General features: G+C 56.7%; 19 protein-coding genes. 7 read left to right on the top strand and 12 right to left on the bottom strand.

From position 1 onward, the window contains the following. Positions 1-184 precede the first annotated feature (184 nt). A complete protein-coding gene (locus tag NUX24_RS14570) occupies positions 185-724 on the bottom strand; it encodes a DUF3251 domain-containing protein (RefSeq protein WP_047650660.1) in 540 nt (179 codons plus the stop codon). 152 nt (positions 725-876) lie between these two features. Between NUX24_RS14570 and nrdR the strand changes: the two genes are divergently transcribed. The 5 genes from nrdR to thiL all read left to right on the top strand — a co-directional run bounded on the left by nrdR (position 877) and on the right by thiL (position 4482). After that, positions 877-1326 carry a transcriptional regulator NrdR gene (gene nrdR, locus NUX24_RS14565; protein WP_008503337.1) on the top strand — a complete coding sequence of 150 codons (450 nt, stop codon included), beginning with the start codon at positions 877-879 and terminating at the stop codon, positions 1324-1326. 4 nt (positions 1327-1330) lie between these two features. Beyond that, the gene (gene ribD / locus NUX24_RS14560) at positions 1331-2434 is read left to right on the top strand and encodes a bifunctional diaminohydroxyphosphoribosylaminopyrimidine deaminase/5-amino-6-(5-phosphoribosylamino)uracil reductase RibD (RefSeq protein ID WP_257832418.1); all 1104 of its coding nucleotides are present in this window, start codon (positions 1331-1333) and stop codon (positions 2432-2434) included. Positions 2435-2521: 87 nt separating this feature from the next. After that, the gene (gene ribE, locus NUX24_RS14555; protein ID WP_006176874.1) at positions 2522-2992 is read left to right on the top strand and encodes a 6,7-dimethyl-8-ribityllumazine synthase; all 471 of its coding nucleotides are present in this window, start codon (positions 2522-2524) and stop codon (positions 2990-2992) included. Positions 2993-3013: 21 nt separating this feature from the next. Continuing rightward, entirely contained in the window at positions 3014-3433 is a 420-nt protein-coding gene (gene nusB, locus NUX24_RS14550) for a transcription antitermination factor NusB (RefSeq protein ID WP_006809908.1), read from the top strand. A gap of 77 nt (positions 3434-3510) precedes the next feature. Next, positions 3511-4482 carry a thiamine-phosphate kinase gene (gene thiL / locus NUX24_RS14545; RefSeq protein ID WP_214576055.1) on the top strand — a complete coding sequence of 324 codons (972 nt, stop codon included), beginning with the start codon at positions 3511-3513 and terminating at the stop codon, positions 4480-4482. 58 nt (positions 4483-4540) lie between these two features. On the opposite strand, the gene NUX24_RS14540 is transcribed toward thiL, so the two are convergent. The 4 genes from NUX24_RS14540 to xseB all read right to left on the bottom strand — a co-directional run bounded on the left by NUX24_RS14540 (position 4541) and on the right by xseB (position 8609). Beyond that, the gene (locus tag NUX24_RS14540; protein ID WP_257832416.1) at positions 4541-5515 is read right to left on the bottom strand and encodes an aldo/keto reductase; all 975 of its coding nucleotides are present in this window, start codon (positions 5513-5515) and stop codon (positions 4541-4543) included. A gap of 64 nt (positions 5516-5579) precedes the next feature. Then, positions 5580-7442: a 1-deoxy-D-xylulose-5-phosphate synthase gene (gene dxs, locus NUX24_RS14535; RefSeq protein ID WP_126329110.1), complete on the bottom strand. Its 1863-nt coding sequence runs from the start codon at positions 7440-7442 to the stop codon at positions 5580-5582. A gap of 24 nt (positions 7443-7466) precedes the next feature. After that, the gene (gene ispA, locus NUX24_RS14530; protein WP_257832412.1) at positions 7467-8366 is read right to left on the bottom strand and encodes a (2E,6E)-farnesyl diphosphate synthase; all 900 of its coding nucleotides are present in this window, start codon (positions 8364-8366) and stop codon (positions 7467-7469) included. After that, positions 8367-8609: an exodeoxyribonuclease VII small subunit gene (gene xseB, locus NUX24_RS14525; RefSeq protein WP_008503331.1), complete on the bottom strand. Its 243-nt coding sequence runs from the start codon at positions 8607-8609 to the stop codon at positions 8367-8369. A 191-nt stretch (positions 8610-8800) separates the two neighbouring features. Here xseB and thiI point away from each other — a divergent pair, with 191 nt between their 5' ends. Further along, on the top strand, positions 8801-10249 hold the full coding sequence (gene thiI, locus NUX24_RS14520; RefSeq protein WP_023310562.1) for a tRNA uracil 4-sulfurtransferase ThiI: 1449 nt from the start codon (positions 8801-8803) through the stop codon (positions 10247-10249). A 67-nt stretch (positions 10250-10316) separates the two neighbouring features. Here the strand turns inward: thiI and yajL are convergent, their stop codons facing one another. Next, a complete protein-coding gene (gene yajL, locus NUX24_RS14515; protein WP_257832410.1) occupies positions 10317-10907 on the bottom strand; it encodes a protein deglycase YajL in 591 nt (196 codons plus the stop codon). Further along, on the bottom strand, positions 10870-11781 hold the full coding sequence (gene panE, locus NUX24_RS14510; protein WP_126329108.1) for a 2-dehydropantoate 2-reductase: 912 nt from the start codon (positions 11779-11781) through the stop codon (positions 10870-10872). Before panE ends, yajL begins: the two co-directional genes overlap by 38 nt. A 121-nt stretch (positions 11782-11902) precedes the next feature. On the opposite strand from panE, the gene NUX24_RS14505 reads away from it, so the two are divergent. Then, the gene (locus NUX24_RS14505) at positions 11903-12394 is read left to right on the top strand and encodes a YajQ family cyclic di-GMP-binding protein (protein ID WP_023334701.1); all 492 of its coding nucleotides are present in this window, start codon (positions 11903-11905) and stop codon (positions 12392-12394) included. Positions 12395-12426: 32 nt separating this feature from the next. Here NUX24_RS14505 and NUX24_RS14500 read toward each other — a convergent pair whose 3' ends face one another. The 5 genes from NUX24_RS14500 to NUX24_RS14480 form a co-directional block, all read right to left on the bottom strand. Continuing rightward, the gene (locus tag NUX24_RS14500; RefSeq protein WP_064673451.1) at positions 12427-13788 is read right to left on the bottom strand and encodes an MFS transporter; all 1362 of its coding nucleotides are present in this window, start codon (positions 13786-13788) and stop codon (positions 12427-12429) included. Positions 13789-13937: 149 nt separating this feature from the next. Continuing rightward, positions 13938-14825 (bottom strand): heme o synthase, encoded by an 888-nt coding sequence (gene cyoE, locus NUX24_RS14495; protein ID WP_013095848.1) that lies wholly within the window; start codon positions 14823-14825, stop codon positions 13938-13940. A gap of 11 nt (positions 14826-14836) precedes the next feature. Next, positions 14837-15163, bottom strand: coding sequence for a cytochrome o ubiquinol oxidase subunit IV (locus NUX24_RS14490; protein ID WP_006176899.1), 327 nt, complete (start codon positions 15161-15163; stop codon positions 14837-14839). After that, complete coding sequence (locus NUX24_RS14485) at positions 15163-15777, bottom strand: cytochrome o ubiquinol oxidase subunit III (RefSeq protein WP_028017647.1); 615 nt, start codon at positions 15775-15777, stop codon at positions 15163-15165. The genes NUX24_RS14490 and NUX24_RS14485 overlap by 1 nt, the downstream gene beginning before the upstream one ends. Then, the coding region (locus tag NUX24_RS14480; protein ID WP_257832402.1) for a cbb3-type cytochrome c oxidase subunit I at positions 15767-17304 on the bottom strand (1538 nt) is incomplete at its 5' end. The genes NUX24_RS14480 and NUX24_RS14485, both read right to left, overlap by 11 nt.

The raw sequence follows: 17304 nt of genomic DNA, 5'->3' as shown, positions 1-17304 counted from the left end.
CTATTATAGGAATCCCTGCTCACAAAAATATGTGTTGTTTCACATATCTCTCACACGCGTAATCGATTGCGTTCACGTTTGCGTACTTTAAACGGGCGGGATTGTAGCGGCAATCATTTATGTTGCCAATCCATACGAAATGTAAATGTTAGCGGAGTGACATTTCACTCCGCTAAAAGGAGGGTTACTGCGCGGCGGGCTGGATATCGTGAATGCGGATGAAACCTAACTGTTCCGGAGTCAGTCCGTTAAGCTGCAGCGGAATATCAACATCGCTCGGAGCCAGCACGCTGGCTGGTGCGGTGAATAGCTGACTGTTAACATTCACCTCCTGGTAATTCTCCGTGGTGCCCTGGATCTGGCCCCACTCGACGGTGCCGCTGAAGGCTGGAAGCGGATCGTTGGACTCGCCCTGAATGCGTAATGTTGCGCGAGTACCATTTGCATTCGCCGCCACATTCACCAGAGACATTTTCAGCGTGCCAATCTGACTGTTGAGCCGCGCAGGCGTATTCGCACCCGGCAGGAGATAAACCCCGCTGCTGGATTTGGCGTTCAGCGCGTTTTGCTGGGTGATCTTCACCGTTTCTTTGTTCAGTTTGTCCATCGCCGTATTGAGCGTATTCACGCTCTGTTTCATCTGACGGACTTCGGTTTGCTGTGCACAGGCGCTAAGGGTGAAGAGGCTCCCCACCAGCAAAATTTTAAGGTAACGTCTTGTCATTGCGTTTATTTCCTTGAAATAACGGATCGCCTTAATGGTAGCCAGCATCATCGTGTCAGACATAGATCCTTTGTCTCAAAAAGCTCTTCCTTTGTTGTCAGGCCAGATCAGGGTAAAATGAAAATTAGTTAACCACATAACAGGGATACCGTATGCATTGCCCATTCTGCTCCGCTGTGGATACCAAAGTCATCGACTCTCGTCTTGTGGGCGAAGGGTCATCCGTACGCCGTCGTCGGCAGTGTCTGGTGTGCAACGAGCGTTTCACGACCTTTGAGGTTGCAGAGCTGGTAATGCCGCGCGTGGTGAAAAGCAACGACGTGCGCGAGCCGTTTAACGAAGAGAAACTGCGTAGCGGGATGCTGAAGGCCCTGGAAAAACGTCCCGTCAGCGCGGATGACGTTGAGATGGCGTTAAACCACATAAAATCTTATCTTCGTGGTTTGGGTGAGCGTGAAGTGCCGAGCAAAATGATCGGCAACCTGGTGATGGAGCAGTTGAAAAAGCTCGATAAGGTCGCCTATATCCGCTTCGCCTCGGTCTACCGCAGCTTCGAAGACATCAAAGAGTTTGGCGAAGAGATCGCCCGCTTACAGGATTAAGCTCATGCAGGATGAGATTTACATGGCGAGAGCCATGAAGCTGGCGCAGCGCGGTCGTTTTACCACCCATCCCAACCCGAACGTCGGGTGCGTTATCGTTAAAGATGGCGAGATCGTGGGCGAAGGTTTCCATTACCGCGCGGGCGAGCCCCATGCTGAGGTTCATGCCCTGCGCATGGCGGGAGAAAAGGCTCGCGGGGCTACGGCCTACGTCACGCTTGAGCCGTGCAGCCATCACGGCCGTACGCCGCCGTGCTGCGAAGCGCTGATCGCGGCGGGCGTGTCGCGCGTGGTCGCTTCGATGCAGGACCCAAATCCGCAGGTGGCCGGACGCGGTCTGTACCGCCTGCAGCAGGAAGGCATTGACGTCAGCCATGGGCTGATGATGCAGGACGCGGAAGCGATCAACAAAGGCTTTCTGAAGCGCATGCGCACGGGGTTCCCGTATATTCAGCTCAAGCTGGGCGCCTCGCTGGACGGCCGTACGGCGATGGCAAACGGCGAAAGCCAGTGGGTAACCTCACCACAGGCAAGGCGCGATGTGCAACGTCTGCGCGCGCAAAGCCATGCTATCCTCACCAGCAGTGAAACCGTTCTGGCTGACGATCCGGCCATGACCGTGCGCTGGGACGAACTGAATGCCGATACCCAGGCGCTGTACCCGCAGGAGAACCTGCGCCAGCCGCTGCGTATTATCATTGATAGCCAGAACCGCGTGACGCCGGAGCACCGCATCGTCCAGCAGCCGGGTGAAACCTGGATTGCCCGCACTAAAGAAGATACGCGCGAATGGCCGGAAGGCGTGCGCAGCATTATGGTGCCGGAGCATAACGGTCATCTGGATTTGGTGGTGCTGATGATGCTGCTCGGCAAGCAGCAGGTGAACAGCATCTGGGTTGAAGCGGGGCCAACGCTCGCCGGTGCGCTCTTGCAGGCCGGGCTGGTGGATGAACTGCTTGTTTACGTTGCGCCTAAACTCTTAGGTCACGACGCGCGCGGCCTGTTTGTGCTGCCCGGCCTTGAAAAACTGGCCGACGCACCGCAACTCAAATTTAACGAGATTCGTCCGGTAGGTCCGGATGTCTGCCTCCACTTAACGACAGCGTAATTGCTCCTGAAATAGGGAAGCAGTGCGCAAAGTATTATGATAAAATCCGCCCCCCTGCGGGGCCAAATGAACCCGTAAAGGAAGAGTATGAACATTATTGAAGCTGCTGTAGCTACCCCGGACGCTCGCGTCGCCATCACCATTGCGCGTTTCAACAACTTCATCAACGACAGCCTGCTGGAAGGTGCGATTGACGCCCTGAAACGTATCGGCCAGGTTAAAGATGACAACATTACCGTTGTTTGGGTTCCAGGCGCTTACGAACTGCCACTGGCGGCGGGCGCGCTGGCGAAAACCGGTAAATACGACGCGGTGATTGCGCTGGGTACCGTTATTCGTGGCGGCACTGCGCACTTCGAATACGTTGCGGGCGGTGCAAGCAACGGTCTGGCACACGTTGCGCAGGATGCTGAAATTCCTGTCGCGTTCGGCGTGCTGACCACCGAAAGTATTGAACAAGCCATCGAACGTGCTGGCACCAAAGCCGGTAACAAAGGTGCAGAAGCTGCACTGACCGCGCTTGAAATGATCAATGTATTGAAAGCCATCAAGGCCTGATTTTTTTGTAAGGGGAATTCCGTGAAACCTGCTGCTCGTCGCCGCGCCCGTGAATGTGCCGTCCAGGCACTTTACTCCTGGCAGTTGTCCCAGAACGACATCGCTGATGTCGAATACCAGTTCCTGTCAGAACAGGACGTAAAAGACGTTGACGTTCTGTACTTCCGCGAACTGCTGTCGGGAGTGGCGACTAATAGCGCGTATCTCGATGGCCTGATGAAGCCATACCTGTCCCGTCTGCTCGAAGAGCTGGGTCAGGTGGAAAAAGCAGTGTTGCGTATCGCGCTGTTTGAGCTGTCTAAACGTGATGATGTGCCGTACAAAGTGGCCATCAACGAAGCGATCGAACTGGCGAAAACCTTCGGCGCTGAAGACAGCCACAAGTTTGTAAACGGCGTACTTGATAAAGCAGCACCTGCGATCCGTCCCCACAAAAAGTGATCCGCAAACCGGAGTCCTGCATTGCCTGACGGGCAATGCGGCTCCGGTTTTTTCTTTTATTTGCTGAGGCATAACGTATGGCATGCGGCGAATTCTCCCTGATTGCCCGTTATTTCGACCGTGTCAGAACCTCTCGTCTTGATGTTGAAACCGGCATTGGCGATGACTGTGCACTTCTCAATATTCCCGAAAAACAGACGCTGGCAATCAGCACCGACACCCTGGTGTGCGGCCGTCATTTCTTACCGGATATCGATCCTGCCGATCTGGCGTATAAAGCCCTGGCGGTTAACGTCAGCGATCTGGCGGCGATGGGGGCCGATCCCGCGTGGCTGACGCTGGCTCTGACCCTGCCAGAGGTGGATGAAGCCTGGCTGGAAGCCTTTAGCGATGCGCTGTTTGAGCAGCTTAGCTATTACGATATGCAGCTGATTGGCGGCGACACAACTGCCGGTCCGCTGTCGATGACGCTGGCGATCCATGGCTACGTGCCGCTCGGCCGCGCGCTGAAGCGCTCGGGCGCAAAACCGGGCGACTGGATCTACGTGACCGGTACGCCGGGCGACAGCGCGGCAGGGCTGGCGATTCTGCAGAACCGTTTAACGGTTGAAGATGCTGACGACGCGGCGTATCTGGTGAAACGCCATCTGCGGCCAACGCCGCGTATTTTGCACGGCCAGGCGCTGCGCGAACGGGCAAGCTCGGCTATCGATCTCTCTGACGGGCTGATCTCAGACCTCGGGCATATCCTGAAGGCCAGCGGCGTCGGCGCGCGCGTTGATCTGGATCTCTTCCCGCTATCTGAGCAACTGCTTCGCCATGTGGAACCTGAGCAGGCGCTGCGCTGGGCGCTGTCCGGTGGTGAAGACTATGAGCTGTGCTTCACGGTGCCTGAGCTCAACCGCGGAACGCTGGACGTGGCGTTAGCGCATCTCGGCGCGAAGTTTACCTGCATCGGTCAGATCATGCCGGAGAGCGAAGGGCTGAAGTTTGTGAAAGACGGTTCGCCCGTTACGATGGACTGGAAAGGGTACGATCACTTCGCGTGAGTGTGTGCTCTGTATTGCCGGGTGGCGGCTCCGCCTTACCCGGCCTACAAAAGATGGCCTACTTAAACCCCACCACCGGATGCGGCTGATACGGCGTCTCCAGCTCGGCAATCTGCTCCGGCGTCAGCGTGATATCCACCGCATTCAGCAGCTCATCCAGCTGTTCTTCCCGCGACGTTCCAATAATCGGCGCCGCGACCCCGCGCTTGCCCAGCAGCCACGCCAGCGCTACCTGTGCGCGGGTGGCACCGGTATCGTCGGCGATCCCGGCTAAACGTTCGGCAATCAGCGCATCGCTGGCTTCTGTACCGGAATAAAGGTTTTTTCCCACTTCATCCGATACGAGGCGAGCCGTGGTTTCCCCCCACGGACGGGTCAGGCGACCGCGCGCCAGCGGGCTCCACGGGATCACCGCCACGCCCTCCTGATGGCACAGCGGCAGCATCTCGCGTTCTTCTTCACGATAGATCAGATTGTAGTGATCCTGCATGGTGACAAAGCGCGCCCAGCCGTGCTGCGCCTGGAGATCCAGCGCCTGGGCAAACTGCGACGCGTGCATTGAAGACGCGCCGATGTAGCGTGCTTTACCGGCTCTGACCACGTCGTCCAGCGCTTCGAGCGTCTCCTCGACTGGCGTGTTGTAATCCCAGCGGTGAATTTGCAGCAGGTCGACGTAATCCATGTTCAGGCGTTTGAGGCTGTCATCAATGGAGCGCAGGATCTGCGCGCGAGAAAGGCCCTCAGCCAGGTCGCCCACCGGATAGTAGACCTTAGTGGCGACGACGATGTCATCACGACGGGCAAAGTCGCGCAGGGCGCGGCCGACAATCTCCTCGCTGCTGCCGTCGGAGTAGCTGTTGGCGGTGTCAAAGAAGTTAATGCCGCCCTCGATGGCGCGTTTGATAATCGGACGGCTGCTCTCTTCCGGCAGCGTCCAGGCGTGGTTTCCCCGATCGGGCTCGCCAAAGGTCATGCATCCCAGACAAAGTCGGGAAACCTTAAGGTCCGTTTTTCCTAATGTTGTGTATTGCACGGTTCCGCTCCTGCTGTTTAAACACCAGGTTTAAGCATAGCAGGAGCGGAAAAGGGGGGAGGGGTCAGTCCAGCCAGGTACGGATTTTGGCTTCGATACCGGCGGCGTCCAGGCCTATCGCCGCACGGGCTTCGTCCTGAGTACCTTGCGGAATGAAACGATCCGGCAGGCCGAGGTTCAGCACCGGCACGGCTTTACGATTTGCCATCAGCACCTCGTTCACGCCGCTGCCCGCGCCGCCCATGATGGCGTTTTCTTCCAGCGTGACCAGCACGTCGTGCGTCTCAGCCATACTCAGGATCAGAGAGTCGTCGAGCGGCTTCACAAAGCGCATGTCCACCAGAGTGGCATTCAGCGCTTCAGCCGCTTTAGCCGCCTCTGGCATCAGCGTGCCGAAGTTCAGGATCGCCACTTTCTCACCGCGACGCTTAACCACTCCTTTACCCAGAGGCAGTTTTTCCAGCGGCTGCAGCTCAACGCCCACCGCATTGCCGCGCGGGTAGCGGACGGCGCTTGGGCCATCCTGATAGTGATAGCCGGTAAACAGCATCTGACGACATTCGTTCTCGTCGCTTGGCGTCATGACAACCATATCCGGAATACAGCGCAGGAAGGAGAGATCAAACGCGCCCTGGTGCGTCTGGCCGTCGGCACCGACGATGCCCGCACGATCGATAGCAAACAGTACCGGCAGCTTCTGAATCGCCACGTCGTGGATCACCTGATCGTAGGCGCGCTGCAGGAAGGTGGAATAGATCGCGACAACGGGCTTGTAGCCACCAATGGCCAGGCCCGCTGCAAACGTCACCGCATGCTGCTCGGCAATGGCGACGTCGAAATACTGGTCAGGGTATTTTCTGGAGAACTCCACCATGCCAGAGCCTTCACGCATGGCCGGGGTGATCGCCATCAGCTTGTTGTCTTTGGCTGCGGTTTCGCACAGCCAGTCGCCGAAGATTTTTGAATAGCTCGGCATGCCGCCGCTGCTTTTTGGCAGACAGCCGCTGGACGGGTCAAATTTCGGTACCGCGTGGAAGGTGATCGGATCTTTTTCCGCCGGTTCGTAACCGCGCCCTTTTTTAGTCATAATATGCAGGAACTGCGGGCCTTTCAGGTCGCGCATGTTCTTGAGCGTGGTCACCAGGCCCAGCACGTCGTGACCGTCAACCGGGCCAATATAGTTAAAGCCCAGCTCTTCAAACAGGGTGCCCGGCACCACCATGCCTTTGATGTGTTCTTCGGTACGCTTGAGCAGCTCTTTAATCGGCGGAACGCCGGAGAAGACTTTCTTGCCGCCTTCGCGCAGCGAGGAGTAAAGCTTGCCGGAGAGCAGCTGGGCCAGATGGTTGTTCAGCGCGCCAACGTTCTCGGAGATCGACATTTCGTTATCGTTGAGGATAACCAGCATGTCCGGCTTGATGTCGCCCGCGTGGTTCATGGCTTCGAAGGCCATCCCTGCGGTGATGGCGCCGTCGCCAATCACGCAGACGGTGCGGCGCTGCTTGTTCTCTTTCTCGGCGGCAACGGCAATCCCGATGCCCGCAGAAATGGAGGTGGAGGAGTGGCCGACGCTCAGCACGTCGTACTCGCTCTCACCGCGCCACGGGAACGGGTGCAGGCCGCCTTTCTGACGAATGGTGCCAATTTTATCGCGACGTCCGGTCAGAATTTTGTGCGGATAAGCCTGGTGGCCCACGTCCCAGATGAGCTGATCGAACGGCGTGTTATAGACGTAGTGCAGCGCCACGGTCAGCTCTACCGTGCCAAGCCCGGAGGCGAAATGGCCGCTGGAGCGGCTTACGCTGTCGAGCAGGTAGCGACGCAGCTCGTCGCACAGCTTCGGCAGGCTCTCTTTCGGCAACAGACGTAACTCCTGGGTGGAGTCAACTAACGCCAGTGTCGGGTATTTGGCAATATCAAAACTCATCAAAGGCTCATCGAGATATATAGTTTATTTATCACGCTGGATTATATAGTCCGCTAGCGCTTCCAGTGCCGAGGTATCCAGCGATTGCGCGGCCAGCTCATTTAGCGACTGGCGGGCATCGTCAATCAGATCCCGGGCTTTACGTTGGGCTTGCTCAAGACCCAGCAGGGCGGGGTAGGTACTTTTGCCAAGCTGCTGGTCCGCACCCTGACGTTTACCCAATGTTGCAGTATCGCCCACCACATCCAGAATGTCATCCTGAACCTGGAATGCCAGACCGATACTTTCTGCGTATCTGTCCAGAATCGGCAGGGCTTTGCGCCCTTGTTCACCCGCGCTCAGCGCGCCCAGGCGAACGGCTGAACGAATCAACGCCCCGGTTTTATGGCGGTGAATACGCTCCAGCTGTTCCAGGTTAACCTGACGTCCTTCCGCTTCCAGATCCAGCGCCTGTCCCCCGCACATGCCGGCCACGCCGCTGGCCATTGCCAGTTCGGAGATCATCGCCAGGCGGTCGCGGTCGGCCACTTCCGTCATCGGCGCGTCGCTCAGAATCGAGAACGCCAGCGTTTGCAGGGCATCACCCGCCAGAATGGCATTCGCCTCGCCAAACTTGATATGGCAGGTGGGTTGACCCCGACGCAAATCATCGTCGTCCATGGCCGGGAGATCGTCGTGGATCAGCGAGTAGGCGTGGATGCACTCCACGGCGGCTGCCGGGGCGTCCAGCGTGTTATCGCTGATGCCAAACATATTGCCTGTGGCGTACACCAGGAACGGGCGCAGGCGCTTTCCACCCAAGAGTGCGCCATAGTGCATGGCTTCAACCAGAGGAGTGTTCTGAAAAGGCTGTGGCGCAATAAAACGGCGCAGGGCGTCGTTGGCGCGTTCGACACGCGCCTGAAGCTCGTTGGCAAAATCCATTTACTCGGCGTCCGGTGTGAAAGGCGTGGTTTTCGCGTCTTCGCTGTCGGAAAGCAGGATCTGCACGCGCTGCTCGGCCTGCTGCAGTTTGACCTGCCCCTGGCGCGCCAGCTGCACGCCACGCTCGAATTCGTTGAGCGCCTCTTCCAGCGGGAGATCGCCGCTCTCAAGACGGGTAACGATTTGCTCCAGTTCACTCAGCGCAGTTTCGAAACTGGCCGGTGCGTCGTTCTTCTTCGGCATAGTGAATTGACTCTTATATTCTCAGCCCCGACATGGTAACGGACTCAGGGCAATTATCAAATAACGCGCAATGTGCACAGGAGCGGCGCGATGGTGGTATACTTGCGCGCCTGGATGCAGCCACGGGTGTGGGCTGCTGTACTCTTTTCCATTACAAGCCTTAATACGCTTGCCTAAGAAACATTGCCGCCATGAAGTTTATCATTAAATTGTTCCCTGAAATCACCATCAAAAGCCAATCTGTGCGTTTGCGCTTTATTAAAATTCTCACCGGGAACATTCGTAACGTATTAAAGCACTACGACGAAACTCTCGCCGTGGTGCGCCACTGGGACCACGTTGAAGTGCGCGCCAAAGACGAAAACAAACGTCAGGATATTCGCGACGCGCTGACCCGTATTCCGGGGATCCACCATATCCTGGAAGTGGAAGATGTTCCGTTCAGCGATATGCACGACATCTTCGAGAAAGCGCTGGTGCAGTACCGCGACCAGATCGAAGGCAAAACCTTCTGCGTGCGCGTGAAGCGTCGCGGCAAGCACGAATTCAGCTCCATTGAAGTGGAACGTTACGTCGGCGGCGGTTTGAACCAGCACGTTGAAACGGCGCGCGTTCGTCTGACCAACCCGGACGTGACCGTGAACCTGGAGATCGAAAACGATCGCCTGCTGCTGGTGAAAGGGCGCTATGAAGGTATCGGCGGCTTCCCGATCGGCACCCAGGAAGACGTCCTGTCCCTCATCTCCGGCGGCTTCGACTCCGGCGTTTCCAGCTATATGCTGATGCGTCGCGGCTGCCGTGTGCACTACTGCTTCTTCAACCTGGGCGGCGCGGCGCACGAGATCGGCGTTCGTCAGGTGGCGCATTACCTGTGGAACCGCTTCGGCAGCTCTCACCGCGTGCGTTTCGTGGCGATCAACTTCGAACCTGTGGTCGGCGAAATCCTCGAAAAAGTGGACGACGGCCAGATGGGCGTGGTGCTGAAGCGCATGATGGTGCGTGCGGCGTCCAAAGTGGCCGAGCGCTATGGCGTGCAGGCGCTGGTCACCGGTGAAGCGCTGGGGCAGGTTTCCAGCCAGACGCTGACCAACCTGCGTTTGATCGACAACGTGTCTGATACGCTGATCCTGCGTCCGCTGATCTCCCACGATAAAGAACACATCATCGATCTGGCGCGCGAAATCGGCACCGAAGATTTTGCCCGCACCATGCCGGAATACTGCGGCGTGATCTCAAAAAGCCCAACGGTGAAGGCGGTGAAGGCGAAAATCGAAGCGGAAGAAGAGAACTTCGATTTCAGCATTCTGGAAAAAGTGGTGGAGGAAGCCTCCAACATCGACATCCGCGAGATTGCCCAGCAGACCGAGCAGGAAGTCGTTGAAGTTGAAACCGTAAGCGGTTTCGGCGCTAACGATGCGATTCTGGATATTCGCTCCATTGACGAGCAGGATGACAAGCCGCTGCAGGTTGAAGGCGTCGAAGTGGTTTCTCTGCCGTTCTATAAGCTGAGCACCAAGTTTGGCGATCTCGACCAGAGCAAAACCTATCTGCTGTGGTGCGAGCGCGGGGTGATGAGTCGCCTGCAGGCGCTGTACCTGCGCGAGCAGGGCTTTGCGAACGTGAAGGTGTATCGCCCGTAGTTTTTTGCCGGGGAGTGCGGCCTGATGCCCTCACCCCGTTCCTCTCCCAAAGGGAGAGGGAGAACACCTATTCGTAATAATTATAAATCCCCGCCGGCATCACCAGCGATGACGCTACTTCGTACGCCTTCTCGCGCCCGACCAGCAGGTCAATAATCTTTAAGCCAAAATCAATCGCGGTACCTGGCCCCTGGCTGGTCAGCAGGTTGACGCGCGGATCCCAGACGACGCGTTTATCCACCCAGTGCTCTTCCGGGATCGTATCCTTAAGCCCCGGGAAACCGGTCATGTTGCCGATGGGGAAGATATCGTGCGGAATCAGAACCGTTCCGGCGGCGGCACAGATTGCCGCGACGATGCGGCCGGATAAATGAAACTGACGCACGGTCTCGACCAGCAGCGGGCTGTCGCGAAAACATTCCGCGCCTTTTAAGCCGCCGGGCAGCACGATGATGTCGTAATCGCCGTCAGCCACCTGAACGAGGGGGGCATCCGCGAGGATTTTCACCCCGCGCGAGCAGGTGATTGCCAGATTGCCGTCGCTGGCGACGCTGGCGGTGGTAACCTGAATGCCGCCGCGCACCATCAAATCAATGGTGGTGACCGCTTCCATCTCTTCGCTACCAGGGGCGAGGCAGATCAGGGCTGACGCGCTCATATTCACTCTCCTTACGTTTAACCAGGTCATACAGACGGGCGTTTTCCGGCACGGCTATACCGTGCGCGCGGGCGCGTTTTAGCAAATAGCCGGTGATGTAGTCGATCTCCGTGTGGCGTAATGCCCGAACATCCTGCAGCATCGAGGAGATGTTTTCTGCCGTGCTTTCAATGACCTGCTCGACATAACAGCGTAAATCGTCGGCCGAGGTATGCAGGCCTTCCCGCTCAACGACCGCCGCGACTTCCGCACACAGTATGGCAACGTCCTGCGGATGATTTTTCAGCTCCCCGTTCGGGCAGTTCCACAGCGCCGTCAGCGGGTTGATCACGCAGTTTACCGCCAGCTTGCGCCACAGCTGAGGGCGGATGTTGTTGTGCCAGGCCACGTCCGGCAGCACCTTCTGCAGCACATCGGCAAGATAGCTGTAATCACCATCCTGCGTTCTGGCGGGACCGATATGCGTCACTCCGCTGGCGACATGCACGATGATGTTGCCGTCGCGACGCGCAGCGTGCGTGGTCGTCGCCATCAGCAGGGGCTGCTGGACGTTTTTCAGCTCATCAAGCGTCCCCATGCCGTTATGCAGCAGCAGTATGGGGGAAGTGGGGGGGAGCTGCGCGGCCAGTGTCTTTACCGCGTCTGAGACCTGCCAGGCTTTGAGCGTCACCAGTAAAAGGTCGCTTTGCGCCAGGAAATCAGGATCGTTCGCGGTGAGGGATTCGTTAAAGATGCTTCCGTCTTCACCAATCAGGTTTACACTGCAATAGGGCTGGGGCACGCGCAGCCAGCCCTGAACCTCATGTCCGTGCTTGCACAGCGCGGTCAGCCACAGCTGACCAAGCGCTCCGCATCCGAGCACCGTAATTTTCATTGTTCCTCCTCACCTGCAACTGCGCCAGGTGTTACAGCTTAATTATACAGCTAAGCTTCTGTTGAGTTATGCCTCGTAGCGGGTATTATGCAACGCAACAAAAGTGAAGGGAGAAGAAAAGATGCCATCTTTCGATATTGTTTCCGAAGTTGATATCCAGGAAGTTCGCAACGGCGTTGAGAACGCAACCCGCGAAGTTGAGTCACGTTTCGATTTTCGCGGCGTTGAGGCGTCGTTTGAGCTGAACGACGCAAATAAGACCATTAAGGTGCTGAGCGAGTCTGATTTCCAGGTAAATCAGCTGCTCGACATTCTGCGCGCCAAGCTGTTAAAGCGCGGTATCGAAGGGACGTCTCTGGACGTGCCGGAAGAGTTTGTGCACAGCGGTAAAAACTGGTTTGTTGAAGCCAAGCTGAAGCAGGGCATCGAGAGCGCGGTGCAGAAGAAGATCGTTAAGCTCATTAAAGACAGCAAGCTGAAGGTGCAGGCGCAGATCCAGGGCGAAGAAATTCGCGTGACCGGTAAGTCCCGCGATGACCTCCAGTCCGTAATGGCGCTGGTGCGCGGCGGCGATCTGGGGCAACCGTTCCAGTTTAAAAACTTCCGCGATTAATATAAAAAGCCCGGTTTAACCGGGCTTTTTTTTCACGCTTTGAGCGCCTGCTCGACCTCGAAGCGGTTGGTCATTTTACTGTCTATTTTGACGTAAGCGCTGCGCTCTTCCGGAACGATGAGCACCTCTGTCACACCCTCTTTGGCTTCCAGACGCTGTTTCAGCGTATCGCTAATCTCAACATCATCCGGGATTTCTACCCGCAGGCTGCTCACGTAGCGCGGCTCTTTCATGGTACTGGCGACCAGCAGCCAGACTGTCGCCAATAGCGCACCGGCGAGGAACACGGTTTGTGAATCAAACAGGCCGTCCACCCAGCCGCCGAGCGAGCCGCCGATCGCCACGCCGAGAAACTGGCTGGTGGAGTAGATGCCCATTGCCGTACCTTTGTAACCTGCGGGGGACTCTTTGCTGATCAGCGACGGGAGCAGCGCTTCCATCAGGTTAAAGGCCAGGAAGAACAGCTGTACGCCGGCAATCAGCTCCCAGAAGTGCGGGCCGGCACCCCAGAGCACAATTTCGGCAATCAGCAGGACCGCCACGCAGCCCACGAAGACGCGCTTCATTTTGCGCTTCACTTCGGCGTAGATGATGAACGGCACGACGGAGACAAACGAAATCAGCATCGTGACCAGATAGATTTTCCAGTGCTCAGCCGCCGGGAAACCCGCTGCGGCCAGCTGGCCGGGCAGGGCGACAAAGGTGGACATCAGAAGGATGTGCAGGCACATAATGCCAAAATTCAGCTTAAGCAGGCGCGGCTCGACAATCACTTTGCTGAAGCAGCCTTTTACCATCCCCGATTCACGGTTCAGAACGTGGTTTTTGCTGTCCGGCACGACCCACAGGGTTAAGGCAATACCGATGGTTGCCAGCACGGCAATCATCCAGAACAGGGCGTGCAGACCCAGCGTGTGCGTAATGATGGGGCCCAGCACCATCGCAATCGCAAAGGTCACGCCAAAGCTCACGCCGATGAACGCCATCGCTTTGGTGCGGTTCTGCTCGCGGGTTAAGTCGGACAGCAGCGCCATCACCGCGGCGGCAATCGCGCCGGAGCCCTGCAGGGCACGGCCGAGAATAATCCCCCAGATGGAGTGGGAGAGGGCGGCAATCACGCTTCCGAGCACAAAGACCAGCAGCCCGCCGACGATCAGCGGCTTTCGGCCCACCCGGTCAGAGAGCAGGCCAAAGGGGATCTGGAAAACCGCCTGCGCCAGACCGTAGATGCCGATTGCGAGGCCAATGAGCGCCTCGCTGGCCCCCTGCAGCGCCATACCGTACGTGGTCAGAACAGGCAGGACCATAAACATGCCAAGCATCCGTAGCGAGAAGACAGTCCCTAAGCCCCAGGTCGCGCGAAGCTCGCCTGGCGTCATTTTATAATCGTTCATTACCACCTCAGTTCAAAAGCAGGCCATAGTGTAGTGCGGGGAAGGGGCGGGGTAAATAAAGGGTTATTTAACAAATATTACATGCGTTATTAGTAGATTCAGTGAATAAAAAAGGGTGCCGAAGCACCCTTTTATTGACCTGTTTTGGCTTACCAGACGTAAGTCAGCAGGTTGTGTGAATCTGGCACCATGAAGTCTACGGACATCATCACGGACAGCGAGGTGATGGCCACAATCGAGAACACAAACAGTTTGCGCGCCCAGACCTTGTCATCTTCCACTTTGTAACCGCGCAGCGCCATACCGAGCCACCAGACGCTCACCGCAGCCGCTACCGCCAGATATTTATACCCAGCGTAACCACCCAGAGAGAGCATCAGCGTTGCCACGGCAAAGGCGATGATGTACAGCGTGATGTGGTTCTTGGCAACAGAAATGCCTTTCACGACCGGCAGAACCGGGATGTTCGCTGCCTGATAATCCTTAAAGCGGAAAATCGCGATGGCATAGGAGTGCGGCATCTGCCACAGGCTAAAGATAGCCAGCAGGATCAGCGCACCGCTGTCGAACTCGTTCGTGACCGCGCAGTAGCCAATCACCGGCGGCGCAGCGCCGGAGAGAGAACCAATCAGCGTGCCGTAGACGGAGTGGCGTTTCATATACAGGCTATAGACGCCCACATACACCACGAACCCCATCACCCCCAGCCAGCAGGCCAGCGGGTTAGCACCAAACCACAGCAGCATAAAGCCAGCAATACCCAGCAAGGTGGCGTACACCAGCGAGACGGAAGGGGCGATCAGGCCTTTCACCAGCACCCGATTTTTGGTCCTTTCCATCTTCTTGTCGATATCCATGTCGATGTAGTTGTTAAATACACAACCGGACGCAACAACCAATGACACACCGACCAGCGTGTAAATAAAGAGGGTGTAATCAATGCTGCCCTTAGAGGCCAGCAGGAACCCTCCGATCACGGAGATCAGGTTGCCAAAGATGATGCCTGGTTTCGTTACTTGCAGGTATTGCTTAAACATACTCGCCGCTCTTAGTGAACCATCATGTTGTAGTTGAGGTTCCACATAATCCAGATGGAACCGACTACCAGGATAGCGATGATAATCACGGTAAAGATAAAGGCGGTCATATTCCAGCCTTCATCGGACTTGGTGTTCATGTGCAGGAAGCAAACCAGATGCACCAGAATCTGAATCACCGCGGTCACCAGGATTGCACCCAGGATAACCGGCTTAGACGCAGAACCGCTCATCACCATCCAGAACGGGATCACCGTCAGGATGATCGACAGGATGAAACCTGTCATGTAGGTTTTTACGCTGCCGTGGGAAGCGCCATGATCGTTTGAATGACTCATTACATCGCCCCCATCAGATAAACAACAGAGAACACACAGATCCACACCACGTCCAGGAAGTGCCAGAACAGGCTCAGGCACATGATACGGGTACGGTTAGTGCTGGTCAGGCCGCGACGGGATACCTGGAACATCAGTACCGCCATCCAGATCAGACCAGAGGTCACGTGCAGACCGTGAGTGCCGACCAGCGCGAAGAACGCGGACAGGAAGCCACTGCGATCCGGGCCGAAGCCTTCCATGATCAGGTGATGGAATTCATAGATTTCCATCCCGATAAATCCAGCACCAAACAGCCAGGTCAACGCCAGCCAGGAGACAACCTGGCTCTTGTTGTTTTTGTACATGGCGATAGCCGCCATGCCGTAGGTGATGGAGCTGAATAACAGCAGTGCGGTTTCAACCAGAACGAACGGCAGTTCAAAGATGTCCTTGCCGGTCGGGCCGCCCGCCGTGCCGTTCACCAGAACGGCGTAGGTCGCGAACAGACAGCAGAACAGAATGCAGTCGCTCATCAGGTAGATCCAGAAACCGAAGACTTTAGTCGGTCCTGTATCGTGGTGCGCATGCTCATGCGCGTGGGCAGTTGAGTGCGCCAGAGTATCAGTTGCCATTTTTCAGCCCCGCTTTAGAAATCTCGTCGAAATGCTGATTTTCCAGCTTCTCAACTTCACGGACTGGTACGAAGTAGTCCACGTCCTCGTCAAAGCTCTTCACAATCCAGCTGATTACGATGCCGGCGAAGCCAACAATCGCCATCCACCAGATGTGCCAGATCATTGCGAAACCAAATACCGTTGCGAAGGCGGCAATCACAATGCCCGCACCGCTGTTTTTCGGCATGTGGATCTCTTCGTAATGAGCAGGTTGCTTGTACGCTTCACCTTTTTCTTTCATTTCCCAGAATGCGTCGCGTTCATGAACCTGCGGCACGATGGCAAAGTTATAGAAAGGCGGTGGAGAAGAGGTTGCCCACTCCAGCGTACGGCCACCCCATGGGTCACCGGTCAGGTCACGGTTCTGGTCGCGGTCGCGAATAGACACGTAGAACTGAATCAGCTGAGACGCGATACCACAGGCAATCAGCACCGCACCGCCCGCTGCAACCATCAGCATTGGGTGGAACTGCGGATCGATCTGCTGGCTCAGACGACGGGTCATACCCATGAAGCCCAGCACGTACAGCGGCATAAATGCTACGAAGAAGCCGATGATCCAGAACCAGAATGCGCGCTTACCCCATTTTTCGTTCAGCGTGAAGCCGAACGCTTTTGGCCACCAGTAGGTTACGCCAGCGAAGCAGCCGAAGACCACGCCACCAATGATAACGTTATGGAAGTGCGCAATCAGGAACAGGCTGTTGTGCAGAACGAAGTCAGCACCTGGTACCGCCAGCAGTACGCCGGTCATCCCACCTACGGAGAAGGTCACGATGAAGCCGATGGTCCACAGCATCGCTGAGTGGAACACGATACGGCCCTGGTACATGGTGAACAGCCAGTTGAAGATCTTCACCCCGGTAGGGATGGCGATAATCATGGTGGTAATACCGAAGAAGGCGTTTACGTTCGCGCCCGCACCCATGGTGAAGAAGTGGTGCAGCCAAACGATGAACGACAGGACGGTAATACACACGGTTGCCCACACCAGAGAGGTGTAACCAAACAGACGTTTACGCGAGAAGGTTGCCGCGATTTCGGAGAACACACCGAACACAGGCAGAACCAGAATGTACACTTCCGGGTGACCCCAGGCCCAAATCAGGTTGATGTACATCATCATGTTGCCACCCATATCATTCGTGAAGAAATGGGTGCCCAGGTAACGGTCCAGGGTCAGCAGCGCGATGGTGACGGTCAGAATTGGGAAGGAGGCAATAATCAGGATGTTGGCGCACAGAGATGCCCAGGTAAATACCGGCATCTTGAACATGGTCATGCCTGGGGCACGCATCTTGATAATGGTCACGAAGAAGTTAATACCGGTCAGGGTAGTACCGACACCGGAGAGCTGAAGCGCCCAAATCCAGTAGTCGACGCCCACGCCCGGACTGTACTCAATTCCTGACAGCGGCGGGTAGGCCAGCCAGCCGGTCTGCGCGAATTCGCCCACACCCAGTGACAGGTTAACCAGGATAACGC

Source organism: Enterobacter sp. HG048, assembly GCF_024702055.1.
Lineage (GTDB): Bacteria > Pseudomonadota > Gammaproteobacteria > Enterobacterales > Enterobacteriaceae > Enterobacter > Enterobacter dykesii.
Note: the sequence above shows the minus strand (reverse complement) of the source record. Positions and strands in the feature narration are given on the sequence as shown.